We start from the raw sequence: 13,079 nt of genomic DNA on the forward strand, positions 1-13,079 counted from the left end.
TCATGGCGATGATAATCGGGACGCGGTGTTGCAACTGGTTGCGTAAGTTGCCAAACCTCACGATTTGTTCTGTAATGCAGACCAACAGGGCGGCGCACGATGCCGTCCGTGGCTTCCAGGGGGTCCGCATGGCTATTGGGTTTCATTCGGCATGACGATTCGCTGCGACCGGATCTGCCTGCGGGATGGAGGCAGGGACATCCTGCGCGCGCTGTCGCTGGACATCCCCTTCGGGGGGCCGCTGTCCATCGTGGGGCCGGCCGGAGCAGGCAAGTCGGCGCTGTTTCGGGTGCTGGCCGGGCAGTTGCGCCCCTATGCCGGTCGCCTGCAGGTCCATGGCCGCGAAGTGGCGCTTGACGGCAGCCGCAACAGCCAGGTGGCGCTGGTGGATGTGCGCAGCACCAACTATCCGGGCTTCACAGTCTGGGAGAACATCGCGGTCCCGCTGCGCATGGCGCGCAGCAAGCTCCTGGAAGAACAGGTCATCACGCTGGCCCATGCCGTGGGGCTGGGCGACTGCCTGTCGCTGATGCCGGCCGATCTGTCGCTGGTGGGGCAGCGCCGGCTGGCGCTGGCGCGTGCCCTGGCCAGCCGGCCGGCACTGCTCCTGCTGGATGATCCGCTGGCGGGGCTGCCGGATGTCGAGGCCATCCACATGCTGGAGGACCTGCCCTCCATCTGCACCACGGCCTGGCAGCAGGGCATGGCCGTGGCGGTGGCCACCCGCAGCAGCCAGGTCGCGCTGGCCCTGGGCGGCGCCACGGCGGTGGTGGCGCAGGGGCGCTTGCAGCAGCAGGAGGTCCGGGCCATCGACGTCCTGCTGCATCCGGTATCGCTGAACGTGGCACGGGTCTTCGGCGATCCGCCGATCAACCTGCTGCGGGCCACGCTGGTGGACCATTCGGTGCAGATCGAGCAGGGACCCGCCATGGCTCTCATGGCACCGCTCAATGTCGAGGATCCGGCGCTCCTGGTGGGGATTCGGCCCGAGGATCTGCGGCTGGCCGGTACGGCTGGCGATCTGGCCTTCCCGGCGCGGGTCGAGCGGGTGGAATGCGGCCTCGCGGGCACGCGCATCGAATGCCGTGCCCGGGTGGGGGCGCTGACGGCCCTGGTGCCGTCGCTGCTGCGCCCGGCGCTGGGCGAGACAGTGGTGCTCCACGCCGATCCGGGCGCCCTCTACCTGTTCGACGGGGCCGGTGCCCTGGTGCAGCAGGTGGAGCGGGCTGCCGAACGGGCGCAACGCAGGCCCCAGGTGGTGCCGGTGCCGCCGGACATGCCGGTGACCGAAGCTGCACCGACGATTTTCGCGCTGCGATGAAGGCGGGGAGGGCATAGCGCCAAATGGCTTTTCTGCGGGTTTCTTCGCTGGATGTCAGTGCATCGCGCCGGCCTTCCTGGCTGGGCGGACGGCCGGGGCCGTCGCTGACCGACATCGACCTGATGCTGGAGGAAGGCAGCCTGTGCACGGTGTTCGGGCCGGCAGGGGCCGGCAAGTCGCTGCTGCTGCAGACACTGGCGGGCCTGCACAGGCCGCGTCGCGGCCAGGTGGTGCTGGATGGCGTGGACGTGACCCGCCTGCCGGTGGGACGCCGACGCACGGCGCTGGTGCCGGCCGTGCCGGTGGTCTACCCGGCGCTGACGGTCGAGGAGAACCTGGCCTGGCCGCTGCGCCGCCAGCGGCTCTCGCCCGAGCAGCTGCGTCGCCAGGTGACCGAGATGGCTTCGCTGCTGGGGGTGCTGGACGTGCTGCATGTGCGCGCTGGCCAGCTGGCTCCGGCCACGGCGCAGCGTGTGGCCATCGGTCGTGCCCTGATCCGCGAGGATCTGGGCCTTCTGCTGCTGGATGATGCGCTGCAGGTGCTGGATGCCGAGGGGCGCCGCCGGATGGTGGGTTGCCTGCGGCAGGTGCAGCGCAGCCGGCGCATGTGCATTCTCATCAGCACCCGGGGTCAGCCCGACGTGATGGGGCTGGGCGATGAGTGGCTGATGCTGGATCAGGGCCGGATCCTGCAGCAGGGCCGGCCGGCCGAGTTCGTGCAGTATCCGCGCACCATGGCGGTGGCCAGCCGGCTGGGCGGCAGCGGACTGAATGTGCTGCCCTGCCGTTCGGACGGGGGCGTGGCTCATTTTGCCGGCGTGCCGCTCTTGCCGCCATCGCCTCCCCAGCTGGACCTGTGGCTGGCCGAGCTGCAGGGGCAATCGCCCAAATCCAGCATCGAGATGGCGATCCGGGCCGAGCACGTGGTGCTGGGCCGACCGGGTCAGGAGGGCTGCATCGAGGCGCTGCTGACCCATGTCGAGGATGATGGCACCTGGATGCAGCTGCATGGGGTGCTGCCCGGAACCGAGATTCCGCTGTGTGCGCGGGTGTTGGTCGACACGCCGGCCGCCTACGACCTGGCGGTGCTGTCCGGTAGCGCGGTGGCTGGCCGCCGCGAGAAACTGCAGATCATCAACCGGCACAGCCTTTTCTTCGTGGACGGGAGGCTGGTGCAGTGAGGACGAGGGCATGAGCGCATTGCATCGAGAGCGCTGGTTTCCGGCCTGGCTGGTGTTGCCCGGCTCGCTGACGCTGATGCTGCTGTGGCTGTTGCCGCTGGCGGTGCTGGTTCAGCTCACGCTGGGCGTGTCGTCGGGGACGCTGGGAAGGTTCTGGCACATGCTGTCGATCCTGGCATATGACCCGGTGGTGCAGCAGGGGCTGCTGGCGCAGACGCTGCGCATGACGCTGATGGTGGCGCTGGAAGCCGCGCTGGGGCTGTGGCTGGCGCGGATGCTGCCCCTGCGGGGGCGGGCTTCCGGCTGGTGGTGCACCCTGCTGGGGGTGATGCTGTTCACCCCGCTCATCATTTCCGTGATGGGCTGGAAGGTGCTGTTCCTGCCTGAGCTGGCGTTGCCGGCCTGGTGCGTGCCGGGGCTGACCGAGTGCGTGCCCGGGGCGCTGCCGCCCCTGGCGCGCTCCTCCATCATGCTGCTGCGTGACCTGTGGCAGTGGGTGCCGCTTTTTGCGTTGCTGTGCCTGGCGCGGCTGCGCCACATCCAGCGAGTCCAGTATCAGTCGGTGCTGTTCGATGGCGGTTCGGGCTGGGCGGCCTTCCGCCTGCTGGAGTGGCCCTGGCTGCGAGGGGCGCTGGCGCTGGGCGTCTTCTACCGGCTGATGGTGGGCGCGTTCATCGATGTCGATTTCTTCCGGTATCTGGCAGGGGCAGGGGGCGGGGCGCTGGCCCGGCTGGCCGAATCGCAGGACTGGTTCGGCGGTTTGTCCAGCAGCGTGCCGGGGGCGGCCCCGATGTCCTGGCTGCTGCCGGGGCTCATGTCCTTCACCGACCGGCTCTCCGACATCTCGATCCATGACCTGACCACGTGCCTGACGTTGCTGCAGGCCATGCTGGTACTGCCGATGATGCTCACCATCCTGTGGCTGATCGGGCGCGGGCGCAGCCGCCTGTCCATCGGCGGGACCGTGCAGGCCGGCGAGGATCTGGAACTGGGACGTCGCCGCGGATTCCTGCGGGGCGTGTGTCGATGGCTGGTGCTCGCGGCCTTCGCCGTGTTCGCCGTCCTGCCGCTGCTGTGGCTGGCACGCCTGGCCTTGCAGGGCGCCACGCCCGAGGAGGGTATCGGCTTCACCCATTTCATGGCGGTCATTGACGACCCGGTCTGGCGCACCAGCCTGTTGCGCACCGGGCTGCGGGCGCTGCTGACGGCCGCCGCTGCGGTGGTGCTGGCGGTCCCCATGGCCTACGCCTGGTCTCGCCGCCTGCTGGCCGGTGAGCGGCTGATGGCGGTGACCATGCTGGTCAGCCTGATGATGCCGGCCGTGGTGCTGGCCTTTCCGCTCATTCACCTGAATGAGTTGCTGGGCTGGTTGGGCATGCCCTATGCGGTCGGGCTGGCTCACCTGAGCTTTGCGGTCCCGCTGGCGGTGTGGATTCTGGCTGCGGGCATGGCGCAGGTGCCGGTAGCGCTGGACGAGATGGCCATGCAGGACGGCTTCGGCTTCACGCATTTCATCGTGCGGGTGCTGTTGCCGGCCATCCACCAGCAGGTGCGCGGGGCCTTCCTGGCCTGCTTCCTGGTGGGGTGGATGGAGTTCCTGTTTGCGCGGGTGCTGGGCTCGGTGGTCTGGCCGCCGTCGGTGGTGATGCTGTCCGAATCGGTGGCGGCCCTGCCGGCCGTCCAGGCGGGCATGCCCCGGCTGGAATGGCAGGTGCTGGCTGCGGCGGCCTGGCTGGTGTTGCTGCCGGTGGTGCTGGCGGTGTACGCCCTGCGTGATCAGCTGCCCGACATGCTGTCGCTGTTCCGGTTGCCCAGCATGCGGGCCAGGGGGCGGCGCAGCCGGGGGGCGCTCGAGAACGCCTGATTGCCTGAGCGCGGGGCTGGCAGAACCAGCAGAGATGCCCCGTTGGGAAGGGCGGAAGCAGGAAGGCTGCTGAAGGGAAAGCGGGGGCAGGAACGGCCACCGTCGCCGTTCCTGATGCCCCATGATGAAGCGGCACCCGGAGCGTGCTGCCCGGGTGCCCGAGGTGGCCTCAGCGCCCCTTGTTGCGGGCCGAGGCGAACGCCATGGCCAGTGCGCTCTGCGGCTGCTCGGCCTGCCGGCTGCTGCCGGGGCGGGCGCCATCACGACGCGGGCCGCGTGCATTGCCTCCGGCCGGGCGCGTACCGCCGGCCGGGCGGCCACCGGCACCCCGTTCGGCGCCGGGCTCATCCGACATGCGCATGGTGAGCGCCACACGCTGCCGGCGCACGTCCACTTCCAGAACCTTCACCTTCACCACATCGCCGGTCTTCACGACCTCATGCGGATCCTTCACGAAGCGATCTGACAGCGCCGAGATGTGCACGAGGCCGTCCTGGTGCACACCGATGTCGACGAATGCGCCGAAGTTGGCCACGTTCGTCACCACGCCTTCCAGCGTCATGCCGGGGCGCAGGTCTTCCAGCTTGTCCACGCCTTCCTTGAAGGCCGCCGTGCGGAACTCGGGGCGGGGGTCGCGGCCCGGCTTTTCCAGCTCCTTCAGGATGTCCTGGATGGTGGGCAGGCCGAACTTCTCGTCGGTGTAGCGGGCCGGGTCCAGCCGGGAGATGACGCTGCGCTGGCCCACCACATCGCTGATACCGAGTTTCAGGTCATCCAGCATCTTCTGCACCACGGGATAGGCCTCGGGGTGGACGGCAGAAGCATCCAGCGGGTTGTCGCCGCCCTGGATGCGCAGGAAGCCCGCCGATTGCTGGAAGGCCTTGGCGCCCAGGCGCGTCACGTCCAGCAGTGCCTTGCGGTTGGGGAAGGGGCCGTTCTGGTCACGGTGACGGACGATGTTCTCGGCCAGCGACGGCCCCAGGCCCGCGATGCGGGTGAGCAGCGGCACGCTGGCCGTGTTCAGGTCCACGCCCACGCCGTTGACGCAATCCTCCACCACGCCGTCCAGCGCCTTGGCCAGGCGGGTCTGGCTCACGTCGTGCTGGTACTGGCCCACACCGATGGCCTTGGGCTCGATCTTCACCAGCTCGGCCAGCGGATCCTGCAGGCGACGGGCGATGGAGACCGCACCCCGCAGGCTCACGTCCAGGGCCGGGAATTCCTGCGCTGCCAGCTCCGAGGCCGAATACACCGAGGCGCCGGCTTCGGAGACCACAGCCTTGGTCAGGTGCAGCTGTGGCTGGGCGCGCATCAGGTCGGCCACCAGCTTGTCGGTCTCGCGCGAGGCGGTGCCGTTGCCGATGGCCACCAGCTCTACCTTGTGGGTTGCGCACAGTCGGGCCAGCGTGGCCAGCGAACCGGTCCAGTCGTTGCGCGGCTGGTGCGGGTAGATGGTGGCCGTCTCCAGCAGCTTGCCGGTGTCGTCCACGACCGCCACCTTCACGCCAGTGCGCACGCCGGGGTCCAGACCCATCGTGACCCGCCGTCCGGCCGGTGCCGCCAGCAGCAGATCCTTCACGTTCAGACCGAAGACGCGGATGGCTTCTTCCTCGGCTTTCTCGCGCAGGATGTTGATCAGTTCGCTTTCGATCTGCCAGCCCAGCTTGATCTGCCAGGTCCAGCGTACCGTCTGCAGCAGCCACGGATCGGCCGGGCGCTTCTGGTCGGCAATGCCTACCCGGGCGGCAATGGTGCGCTCGCACCAGCCCGGGCCTTCCACACCATCCACCTCGTCGGGCAGTTTCAGCGTCAGCGTCAGCACTTCTTCGCGGCGTCCGCGCAGCAGTGCCAGTGCCCGGTGGGACGGAATCTCGGAAAGCGGTTCCTGGTAATCGAAATAATCGGCAAACTTGGCGCCGCTTTCCGATTTGTCGGCGGCCACCTTGGAAATGAGCACCGCCTTTTCCTGCAGGTACTCGCGCAGGCGGCCCACCAGGTCGGCATCTTCGGCAAAGCGCTCCATCAGGATCTGCCGCGCACCGTCCAGGGCTGCCTTGGCATCGGCCACGCCCGGATTGTCGCCATCGGGCGTGGTGAAGGCGGGTTTCAGATAGGCGGCTGCCTCGGTCTCGGGCACCAGCATGGGGTTGGCCAGCAGGGCGTCAGCCAGCGGTTCCAGTCCGGCTTCGCGGGCAATCTGCGCCTTGGTACGACGCTTGGGCTTGTAGGGGGCGTACAGATCCTCCAGTCGCTGCTTGCTGTCGGCCTCGTCGATGCGTGCGGCCAGCTCGGGCGTGAGCTTGCCCTGTTCGGTGATCGAGTCCAGGATGGCCTGGCGGCGGGCGTCCAGCTCGCGCAGATAGATCAGGCGTTCGGACAGGTGGCGCAGCTGCGTGTCGTCCAGGTTGCCGGTGACTTCCTTGCGGTAGCGGGCAATGAACGGCACGGTGGCCCCTTCGTCCAGCAGGGCGATGGTGGCCTGCACCTGCTGCGGCCTGATCGACAGTTCGGAGGCGAGACGTTGTTCCAGCGGTTGAGGCATGGGCTTGGGCAGATGGAACGGGAGGGTTGAGGCAGTGAGCGGCGACGGGCAGGGAAGGTTGCATCGGACAGGCCCATGCAAACGCGGAGCCGGCACCGCATGTCATCGACGGCCGGGAGGCCTTTCATTCGGGCCGGGCGTCCATGACGGTCAGGAAAAAGCCCCGTTGCAGCCTTTTCCTGAAGGGACGGCAGCATATCAGGGATGGGGTTGGTTGGCAGAATAACAACACGGCCGGACCTATGCCATAATCAGCCGCGTGGGCCGTTAGCTCAGTTGGTCAGAGCAGAGGACTTGGCGGGCATTTCCCTTCGTCCGGCGGCCGGGGTGCACATGGCATGCCGTGTGTCTTCCGGTTCCGTTCATGGGAAACGCCACATGGGTTGCCCGGAGTAGTGCATGCTGCTCCGAGGTAGAACTTCTCAAATTCGGCAGACGCTCTGGCGCCGTCCTCGGTGCCGTGCCAATGCCGAGCGAAGCTCCGGATTGTCGGAGAACGTGTAGAGACTCGACGGGAAGGCCGAAAGGCAAGACAGAGTCCAGACCACGAACCGGAAACGGGCGGCGAAAGCCGAAGTGGTACGCATAATCCTTTGGTCGTTGGTTCGAGCCCAACACGGCCTACCACACTTTACTGTCGCGCCGCCTCGGTTCTCGGGGCGCATGCATCCGTGGCATTACCGCGCCATGGCGTACCCGCCCATCGGCGGGCTTTTCATTTGCTGCCCGCGGCGGTGCCGGATTTTTGTGCATCCGCCTGTCCTCTCGCGCCTTTTGCCGTCCCATCCTGCCCGGTTTCCACCTCCCCGTGCGTGGTCCGTCTCCGTGCAGGACGATTCCCCTGGAAACCCTGAAATGTTTCAGGGGCCCGTTCGGGAGATCCATGGCGTGGTCAGGGTCTTTGTCGGGAAATCACGGCAGTTCCCCGTGCGTCTCTGGCATACTTCGTTTCGATATTTTGTCCACGCATTGCCGGATGCTGCGCTGATATCTCCCGAAACCATTTCCGGAAAGACACGATGATCATTCCCGATCGAGGGATTTCATCCATTTTTTCTGTTCCTGGTTCGCAAGCGGGCAAAAATCGCGTATTCTTCTTCGCTGGAACGCCACATTGGGCGTCCATACTTTTTCAGGAATATTCACCACAATGGCCTCACTGATCGACCTCAACCGGAAAATCGCCAAGCTCCAGAAGCAGGCAGATGCCATCAAGAATCGTGAAAGAAAGGGCATCATCGCCCAGATCCGACAGGCCATCGTCGATTATGAACTGACGCCGGACGACCTGTTCTCGGCCAATGGTGCGGTCATCCGCCGCGGCCGCCGGCCGGCCGGTGGACGGTTGGGCGCCGCCTCGGAAGAGGGCAGCGCCCGTCCCCGTCGCGGCCGTCCGGTGGGCTCCGTGTCCCGCAAGCCGGTGCCCATCCGCTACCGCGACGACGAGGGCAATACCTGGACCGGCCGGGGCAAGCAGCCCAACTGGCTGCGCGCTCATGTCGAGGCTGGCCACGACATCGAGGAATTCCGCGTCAACGAAGAGTCCTGATGGACTCTGCCCGGCCGGAATGATCCGGGCCGGGCATGCGGGCAGGAACGACATATCGACGAGGATCATCTGCCCATGATGACATTCGACATGAAGCGGGCATCACTGCAACGGTCGCGCCGCATGCTGGCAGCGACCATTCTGGGGGTGACGGCCCTGGTGGCCGGGTGCGCCAGCACCACGCCGGCCCAGATCACCACCTTCAATCGTCAGGACGCCGGCGCCGACGCCTGGACCGGACGGCACTTCATCGTGCAGCCGCTGCCGGGGCAGGCCGAGAGCCTGGAATATGCCGATTATTCCCTGCGGGTCCGTGAGGCCCTGCGCAGGCATGGGCTGGTCCCCGTGCCCGACCTGCACGCCGCTGAACTGGTCGTGCATTTCGAATACCGGACCGACGGTGGCAGCGTCACCGGAAGCACCTCGTCCAGCAGCGTTTCGCTGGGCCTGGGGGGCGGTTATCGAACAGGATGGGGCCTGGGGCTGGGTATTCCCATTGGCGGCACGTCCGAGAACATTCAGTACCGTCACCGCCTTCAGGTCCAGATCGACCGGGTGAGGTCAGCTTCAAGCGGACCGGCCCCGGGTGAGCCGATTCCCGGCGAGCGTGTCTATGAGTCCACGCTGGTCACGCGCAGCGAGTCCGCGGCGGTTGCGCCGCAGATGCCTGCCATGATCGATGCGCTGTTTGCCGATTTTCCCGGCGTCAACGGCAAGACCGTGACCGTCAACCTGCCGACCGAATGAGCAAAAAAAAGCGGGTCACCCAGGGTAGGTTGACCCGCTAATCCAAGCTCAGGAGAGAAAGAAATCCATGGGCACATTCTGCGCTGCGGCCCACTCGGGCGCAGCGCAGCAAGGATGTGCGGCTGATGGTTGCCGATGGGTGGTGAACGGTGCGGCCAGGCCGCATCGGCTGACGCCATGCCCTGGCCCGTGTCCGGGCAGTCTTGCCTGTCTGATGTTTCTCCGTGCTCCCGCTGAGCCACGCATCCGGTTGGTGTAGTCATGGCCATCCGACGGCGTCCGGCATGACGACGGCCCGGAAGAGGACATTCAGGATCGGGAAGGGAACATCTGCCCCCGAACACGGCATCGGAAAGGTGTGTTCGGTCCTGTCCGAGGTGGCGTGAGGCATGAATGCGACGCCGGGCCATTCGGTGCTGTCGTGTCTGTGTCCCGGCCTTGCCGCCAGTCTGGCGGGGTGGACCGGCAGCGGCATGCGTGCTTGGGACGGGGGCGAAGGGCCCGTAGGCTTGCCCCCGTTCCCAACTGCCGCCAGGTCCGCGCCTGCCCGATCCGATCATGCCAGAGGTCACGCACACGCCCGTCCTGCCCGACGAACCCGCCGCCATCGTCGGCTCCCAGTTCACGTTCGAGCAGATCTGCGCCTTTGGTCTGGCCATGGGGTGGGGGGACAGACCCCTATCGTTCGTCGTGAAGAACTGGATGGATTCGCGTCCGGCCTTCGCCATCGAGGACATCATCGGCCTGCCGCGCTGACCTTCTGTAGGCCCCCTTGAGGGGCCTGTTGGCTTCCCGACGGACTCCGGGAACTATCTCGGCAACGGAGGGCCGTAACACGCTATAGTTACGGTTACTTCCAATAACCCGAGGAGATTCCCATGACCGGATCCGTGCGCATGGAGCGCGACACCTTTGGCGAGATCGCCGTCCCTGCCGATCGCCTGTGGGGCGCGCAGACTCAGCGTTCGCTGCAGAACTTCAGGATTTCCACCGAGAAGCAGTCGCCTGAGCTGATCCGGGCGCTGGCCACCGTCAAGCGTGCGGCCGCCACGGTCAACGCCGGACTGGGGCAACTGGCAGCCGACAAGGCCAAGGCAATCGAGACGGCCGCCGACGAGGTGCTGGCCGGCAAGCATGATGGTGAATTCCCGCTGGCCGTCTGGCAGACCGGTTCGGGGACCCAGACCAACATGAACCTCAACGAGGTTCTGGCCAACCGCGGCAGCGAGCTGATGGGCGGCGAGCGCGGCGAATCGCGCAAGATCCACCCCAATGACGACGTTAACCGGGGCCAGTCCTCCAACGACGTGTTCCCCACGGCCATGAACGTGGCTGCAGCCGTGGCCATCCACAAGAACCTCATCCCGTCGCTGAAGCAGCTGCGCGACACCCTCAAGGCCAAGTCCGAGGCCTTCAAGGACATCGTCAAGATCGGCCGTACCCACCTGCAGGACGCCACGCCGCTCACGCTGGGGCAGGAGTTCTCTGGCTACGTGGCCCAGCTGGACCATGGCCTGAAGCACCTGGAAGACGTGCTGCCGCACCTGCAGGAGCTGGCCCAGGGCGGTACGGCCGTGGGCACGGGCCTCAATGCCCACCCCGAGTTCGCCGTGAAGGTGGCAGCCGAGATTGCCCGCCTGACGGGCGTGCCTTTCAAGACCGCGCCCAGCAAGTTCGAGGCGCTGGCTGCTGCCGATGCACAGGTGGCGACCCACGGCGTGCTCAAGACCATCGCCGCCTCGCTCTTCAAGCTGGCCAACGACGTGCGCTGGCTGGCCAGCGGCCCGCGCTCGGGCCTGGGCGAGATCTCCATCCCCGAGAACGAGCCGGGCAGCTCGATCATGCCGGGCAAGGTCAACCCCACGCAGTGTGAAGCGTTGACCATGGCTTGTGCGCAGGTCTTCGGCAACGACGTGGCCGTCAACATTGGCGGCGCCAGCGGCAACTTCGAGCTGAACGTCTACCGGCCGATGATCGTGCACAACCTGCTGCAATCGGTCAGGCTGCTGGCTGACGGTGCCCGTAGTTTCAACGACAACTGCGCCGTCGGCATTGAGCCCAACCGTGCGCGCATCAACCAGCTGATGGAGCAGTCGCTGATGCTGGTGACGGCGTTGAACCCGCACATCGGCTATGACAAGGCCGCGCAGATTGCCAAGAAGGCGCACAAGGAAGGCACCACGCTGAAGGCGTCTGCCCTGGCGCTGGGCTTTGTGACCGAGGCACAGTTCGACGAATGGGTCCGGCCCGAGAAGATGGTGGGCTGATTCTTTGCCATTCCCTGGAGGAAATCCATGAAGAGCAACCTGCAACGCAAGGTCATGCGCCTGGGCGCCGTCCTGCTGGTGCTGGGCGCCCTGGGGGCCTGCTGCGGCCCGTGGGGGCCCGGACCTGGCCCTGGTGGCGGTGGACACGGTGGACCGGGCGGTCCGGGCCACCTACAGCAGCCCTGATCGGCTGAAACGCCTGTTGGTCCCTCCATCCCGTCGGTCCTGATGCCGATGGGCGGCCGGAACGTTCCCTTCCAGGGGCGTTCCGGTTTTTTCTTGTTGAGGGGCGGTGTACCGGGGGCAGCTAGGCGTCGAAACAAAACGAAAAGAAACGCCACTGCAACGAGATGATCGGTTCGGCGGGGTGCCCGAACATGTCTCCCATGTTCAGCGTGCCCGGGCACTTCCGCCCGCACGTGTTGAATGCCGGTTCTTCCGGGCATGACGGGATCCGGACAGGCGTGGCCGCCGATGAGAAGGCGCCATGGCCAGGCGGATCCCGCAGAGGTGACTTCATGGGAATCAAACGAGTTCTGGTTGGCCTGACGGCCGTGGTGCTGGTGACTTCCGCCGTGGTGGCATGCGGTTTCCGGGGGACGGGCCCCTGGGGGGGATATGGCCCTTGTGGACCGCACTGGCGGGGAGAGGACCCCGCCCAGCGGCGCGCCTACGTGGTGGAACGGGTCAGTCAGGAGCTGTCCTTGAATGTGGGGCAGCGGGCCAAGCTGGAAGTGCTGGCTGACCAGCTGGATGAGCAGCGCCAGGCGCTCTGGAGTGAGGGGCACATGGCGGCAGACCTGCAGCAGGTGATTGCTGGCGAACGCTTCGACCGGGTCAAGGCCCAGAGCGTGGTCGACCAGAAGCTGCAGGCCGTGCAGCAGCACAGCCCGAAAGTGGTGGAGGCCATGGCGAGCTTCTATGACAGTCTGGATGCCGGGCAGCAGCGGGTCGTGCGCGAGAAGCTGAAAGAGCGTTTCGGCGACCGGAAATGAAAACCCGGTGACGGGGCGCGCGGCATCGATCAACCCGTGTCAACGCATGACGGTGCCGCGCTGTCTTCCCGAGGTTTTTCGTCCCCAAGGGAGATTTCCATCATGCGTCGTTTCGTCTACTCTTCCCTGAAGGTGTTGCACCTGATGGGTCTTGTCCTGTTTCTGGGATCCATCTTCGGGCATATTGTGGCCGGGATCCTTGGCGGTGGTCCCGTGAGTGGCGGCCGGTTTCTGGCAGCCCGCGAGCATATCGCGGCTGCCACGCAATTTCTCACGCTGCCGGGGCTTGGGCTGCTCCTGCTTAGTGGCGTCGGCCTGTGGCTGATGAGCTGGTCGGTGAAGAACAGCCGCTGGCTTGGCGTGCACATGGGGCTTGCCGCGCTGGTCACCCTGATTGCCTTTGTCGTGGTACTGCCCGCTGGTGCCGAGATGATGGCGCTTGCCTCGACGGACATGGTGGCCAACATGGAGAAAATCGTGGCGGCAAATCGCTTTGAGGACATTGGCGGGGCAGTTAACGTCCTGCTGATCCTGATCATCACCGGTCTGGGGGTCGCCAAACCCCGGTGGGCGCGCAAGCGAAGCTGAGTCTGTGTAGGAGCTGCCTCCGTGC

The 13,079-nt window shown here is 66.4% G+C and carries 11 protein-coding genes; 10 read left to right on the forward strand and 1 reads right to left on the reverse strand.

The window, feature by feature from the left end; genetic code table 11:
• Nucleotides 1-151 precede the first annotated feature (151 nt).
• Genes EL249_RS05595 through EL249_RS05605 form a run of 3 tightly spaced genes read left to right on the forward strand, consistent with a single transcriptional unit; the run spans nucleotide 152 to nucleotide 4,366 of the window.
• The gene (locus EL249_RS05595; RefSeq protein ID WP_005673802.1) at nucleotides 152-1,321 is read left to right on the forward strand and encodes an ATP-binding cassette domain-containing protein; all 1,170 of its coding nucleotides are present in this window, start codon (nucleotides 152-154) and stop codon (nucleotides 1,319-1,321) included.
• A 23-nt stretch (nucleotides 1,322-1,344) separates the two neighbouring features.
• Nucleotides 1,345-2,502 carry an ABC transporter ATP-binding protein gene (locus tag EL249_RS05600; RefSeq protein WP_005673801.1) on the forward strand — a complete coding sequence of 386 codons (1,158 nt, stop codon included), beginning with the start codon at nucleotides 1,345-1,347 and terminating at the stop codon, nucleotides 2,500-2,502.
• Nucleotides 2,503-2,512: 10 nt separating this feature from the next.
• Nucleotides 2,513-4,366: an ABC transporter permease family protein gene (locus EL249_RS05605; RefSeq protein WP_005673800.1), complete on the forward strand. Its 1,854-nt coding sequence runs from the start codon at nucleotides 2,513-2,515 to the stop codon at nucleotides 4,364-4,366.
• A gap of 169 nt (nucleotides 4,367-4,535) precedes the next feature.
• Here the strand turns inward: EL249_RS05605 and EL249_RS05610 are convergent, their stop codons facing one another.
• Nucleotides 4,536-6,908, reverse strand: coding sequence for a Tex family protein (locus EL249_RS05610; protein ID WP_005673799.1), 2,373 nt, complete (start codon nucleotides 6,906-6,908; stop codon nucleotides 4,536-4,538).
• A 1,150-nt stretch (nucleotides 6,909-8,058) separates the two neighbouring features.
• Between EL249_RS05610 and EL249_RS05615 the strand changes: the two genes are divergently transcribed.
• From EL249_RS05615 to EL249_RS05640, 7 genes are all read left to right on the forward strand, one after another.
• Entirely contained in the window at nucleotides 8,059-8,457 is a 399-nt protein-coding gene (locus tag EL249_RS05615) for an H-NS histone family protein (RefSeq protein ID WP_005673797.1), read from the forward strand.
• A gap of 75 nt (nucleotides 8,458-8,532) precedes the next feature.
• Nucleotides 8,533-9,204 carry a DUF4136 domain-containing protein gene (locus EL249_RS05620; protein WP_005673796.1) on the forward strand — a complete coding sequence of 224 codons (672 nt, stop codon included), beginning with the start codon at nucleotides 8,533-8,535 and terminating at the stop codon, nucleotides 9,202-9,204.
• Between the two features lie 558 nt (nucleotides 9,205-9,762).
• Nucleotides 9,763-9,960, forward strand: coding sequence for a hypothetical protein (locus tag EL249_RS05625; RefSeq protein ID WP_005673794.1), 198 nt, complete (start codon nucleotides 9,763-9,765; stop codon nucleotides 9,958-9,960).
• A 122-nt stretch (nucleotides 9,961-10,082) separates the two neighbouring features.
• Nucleotides 10,083-11,471 carry a class II fumarate hydratase gene (fumC, locus tag EL249_RS05630; protein ID WP_005673793.1) on the forward strand — a complete coding sequence of 463 codons (1,389 nt, stop codon included), beginning with the start codon at nucleotides 10,083-10,085 and terminating at the stop codon, nucleotides 11,469-11,471.
• Between the two features lie 27 nt (nucleotides 11,472-11,498).
• A complete protein-coding gene (locus EL249_RS13165; RefSeq protein ID WP_005673792.1) occupies nucleotides 11,499-11,657 on the forward strand; it encodes a hypothetical protein in 159 nt (52 codons plus the stop codon).
• Between the two features lie 332 nt (nucleotides 11,658-11,989).
• Nucleotides 11,990-12,466 carry a Spy/CpxP family protein refolding chaperone gene (locus EL249_RS05635; protein WP_040531454.1) on the forward strand — a complete coding sequence of 159 codons (477 nt, stop codon included), beginning with the start codon at nucleotides 11,990-11,992 and terminating at the stop codon, nucleotides 12,464-12,466.
• A gap of 102 nt (nucleotides 12,467-12,568) precedes the next feature.
• Nucleotides 12,569-13,054 carry a DUF2269 family protein gene (locus tag EL249_RS05640; protein ID WP_005673787.1) on the forward strand — a complete coding sequence of 162 codons (486 nt, stop codon included), beginning with the start codon at nucleotides 12,569-12,571 and terminating at the stop codon, nucleotides 13,052-13,054.
• Nucleotides 13,055-13,079 lie beyond the last annotated feature (25 nt).

The sequence above is a fragment of the Lautropia mirabilis genome, assembly GCF_900637555.1.
Taxonomy (GTDB): Bacteria; Pseudomonadota; Gammaproteobacteria; order Burkholderiales; family Burkholderiaceae_E; genus Lautropia; species Lautropia mirabilis.

Excerpts from the sequence above, each read along its gene's own strand:
- EL249_RS05600 (WP_005673801.1), top strand. The coding sequence starts at position 1,345 with ATGGCTTTTCTGCGGGTTTCTTCGCTGGATGTCAGTGCATCGCGCCGG.
- EL249_RS05640 (WP_005673787.1), top strand. The coding sequence starts at position 12,569 with ATGCGTCGTTTCGTCTACTCTTCCCTGAAGGTGTTGCACCTGATGGGT.
- EL249_RS13165 (WP_005673792.1), top strand. The coding sequence starts at position 11,499 with ATGAAGAGCAACCTGCAACGCAAGGTCATGCGCCTGGGCGCCGTCCTG.
- EL249_RS05625 (WP_005673794.1), top strand. The coding sequence starts at position 9,763 with ATGCCAGAGGTCACGCACACGCCCGTCCTGCCCGACGAACCCGCCGCC.
- EL249_RS05595 (WP_005673802.1), top strand. The coding sequence starts at position 152 with ATGACGATTCGCTGCGACCGGATCTGCCTGCGGGATGGAGGCAGGGAC.
- EL249_RS05635 (WP_040531454.1), top strand. The coding sequence starts at position 11,990 with ATGGGAATCAAACGAGTTCTGGTTGGCCTGACGGCCGTGGTGCTGGTG.
- EL249_RS05605 (WP_005673800.1), top strand. The coding sequence starts at position 2,513 with ATGAGCGCATTGCATCGAGAGCGCTGGTTTCCGGCCTGGCTGGTGTTG.
- EL249_RS05610 (WP_005673799.1), bottom strand. The coding sequence starts at position 6,908 with ATGCCTCAACCGCTGGAACAACGTCTCGCCTCCGAACTGTCGATCAGG.
- EL249_RS05615 (WP_005673797.1), top strand. The coding sequence starts at position 8,059 with ATGGCCTCACTGATCGACCTCAACCGGAAAATCGCCAAGCTCCAGAAG.
- fumC (WP_005673793.1), top strand. The coding sequence starts at position 10,083 with ATGACCGGATCCGTGCGCATGGAGCGCGACACCTTTGGCGAGATCGCC.
- EL249_RS05620 (WP_005673796.1), top strand. The coding sequence starts at position 8,533 with ATGATGACATTCGACATGAAGCGGGCATCACTGCAACGGTCGCGCCGC.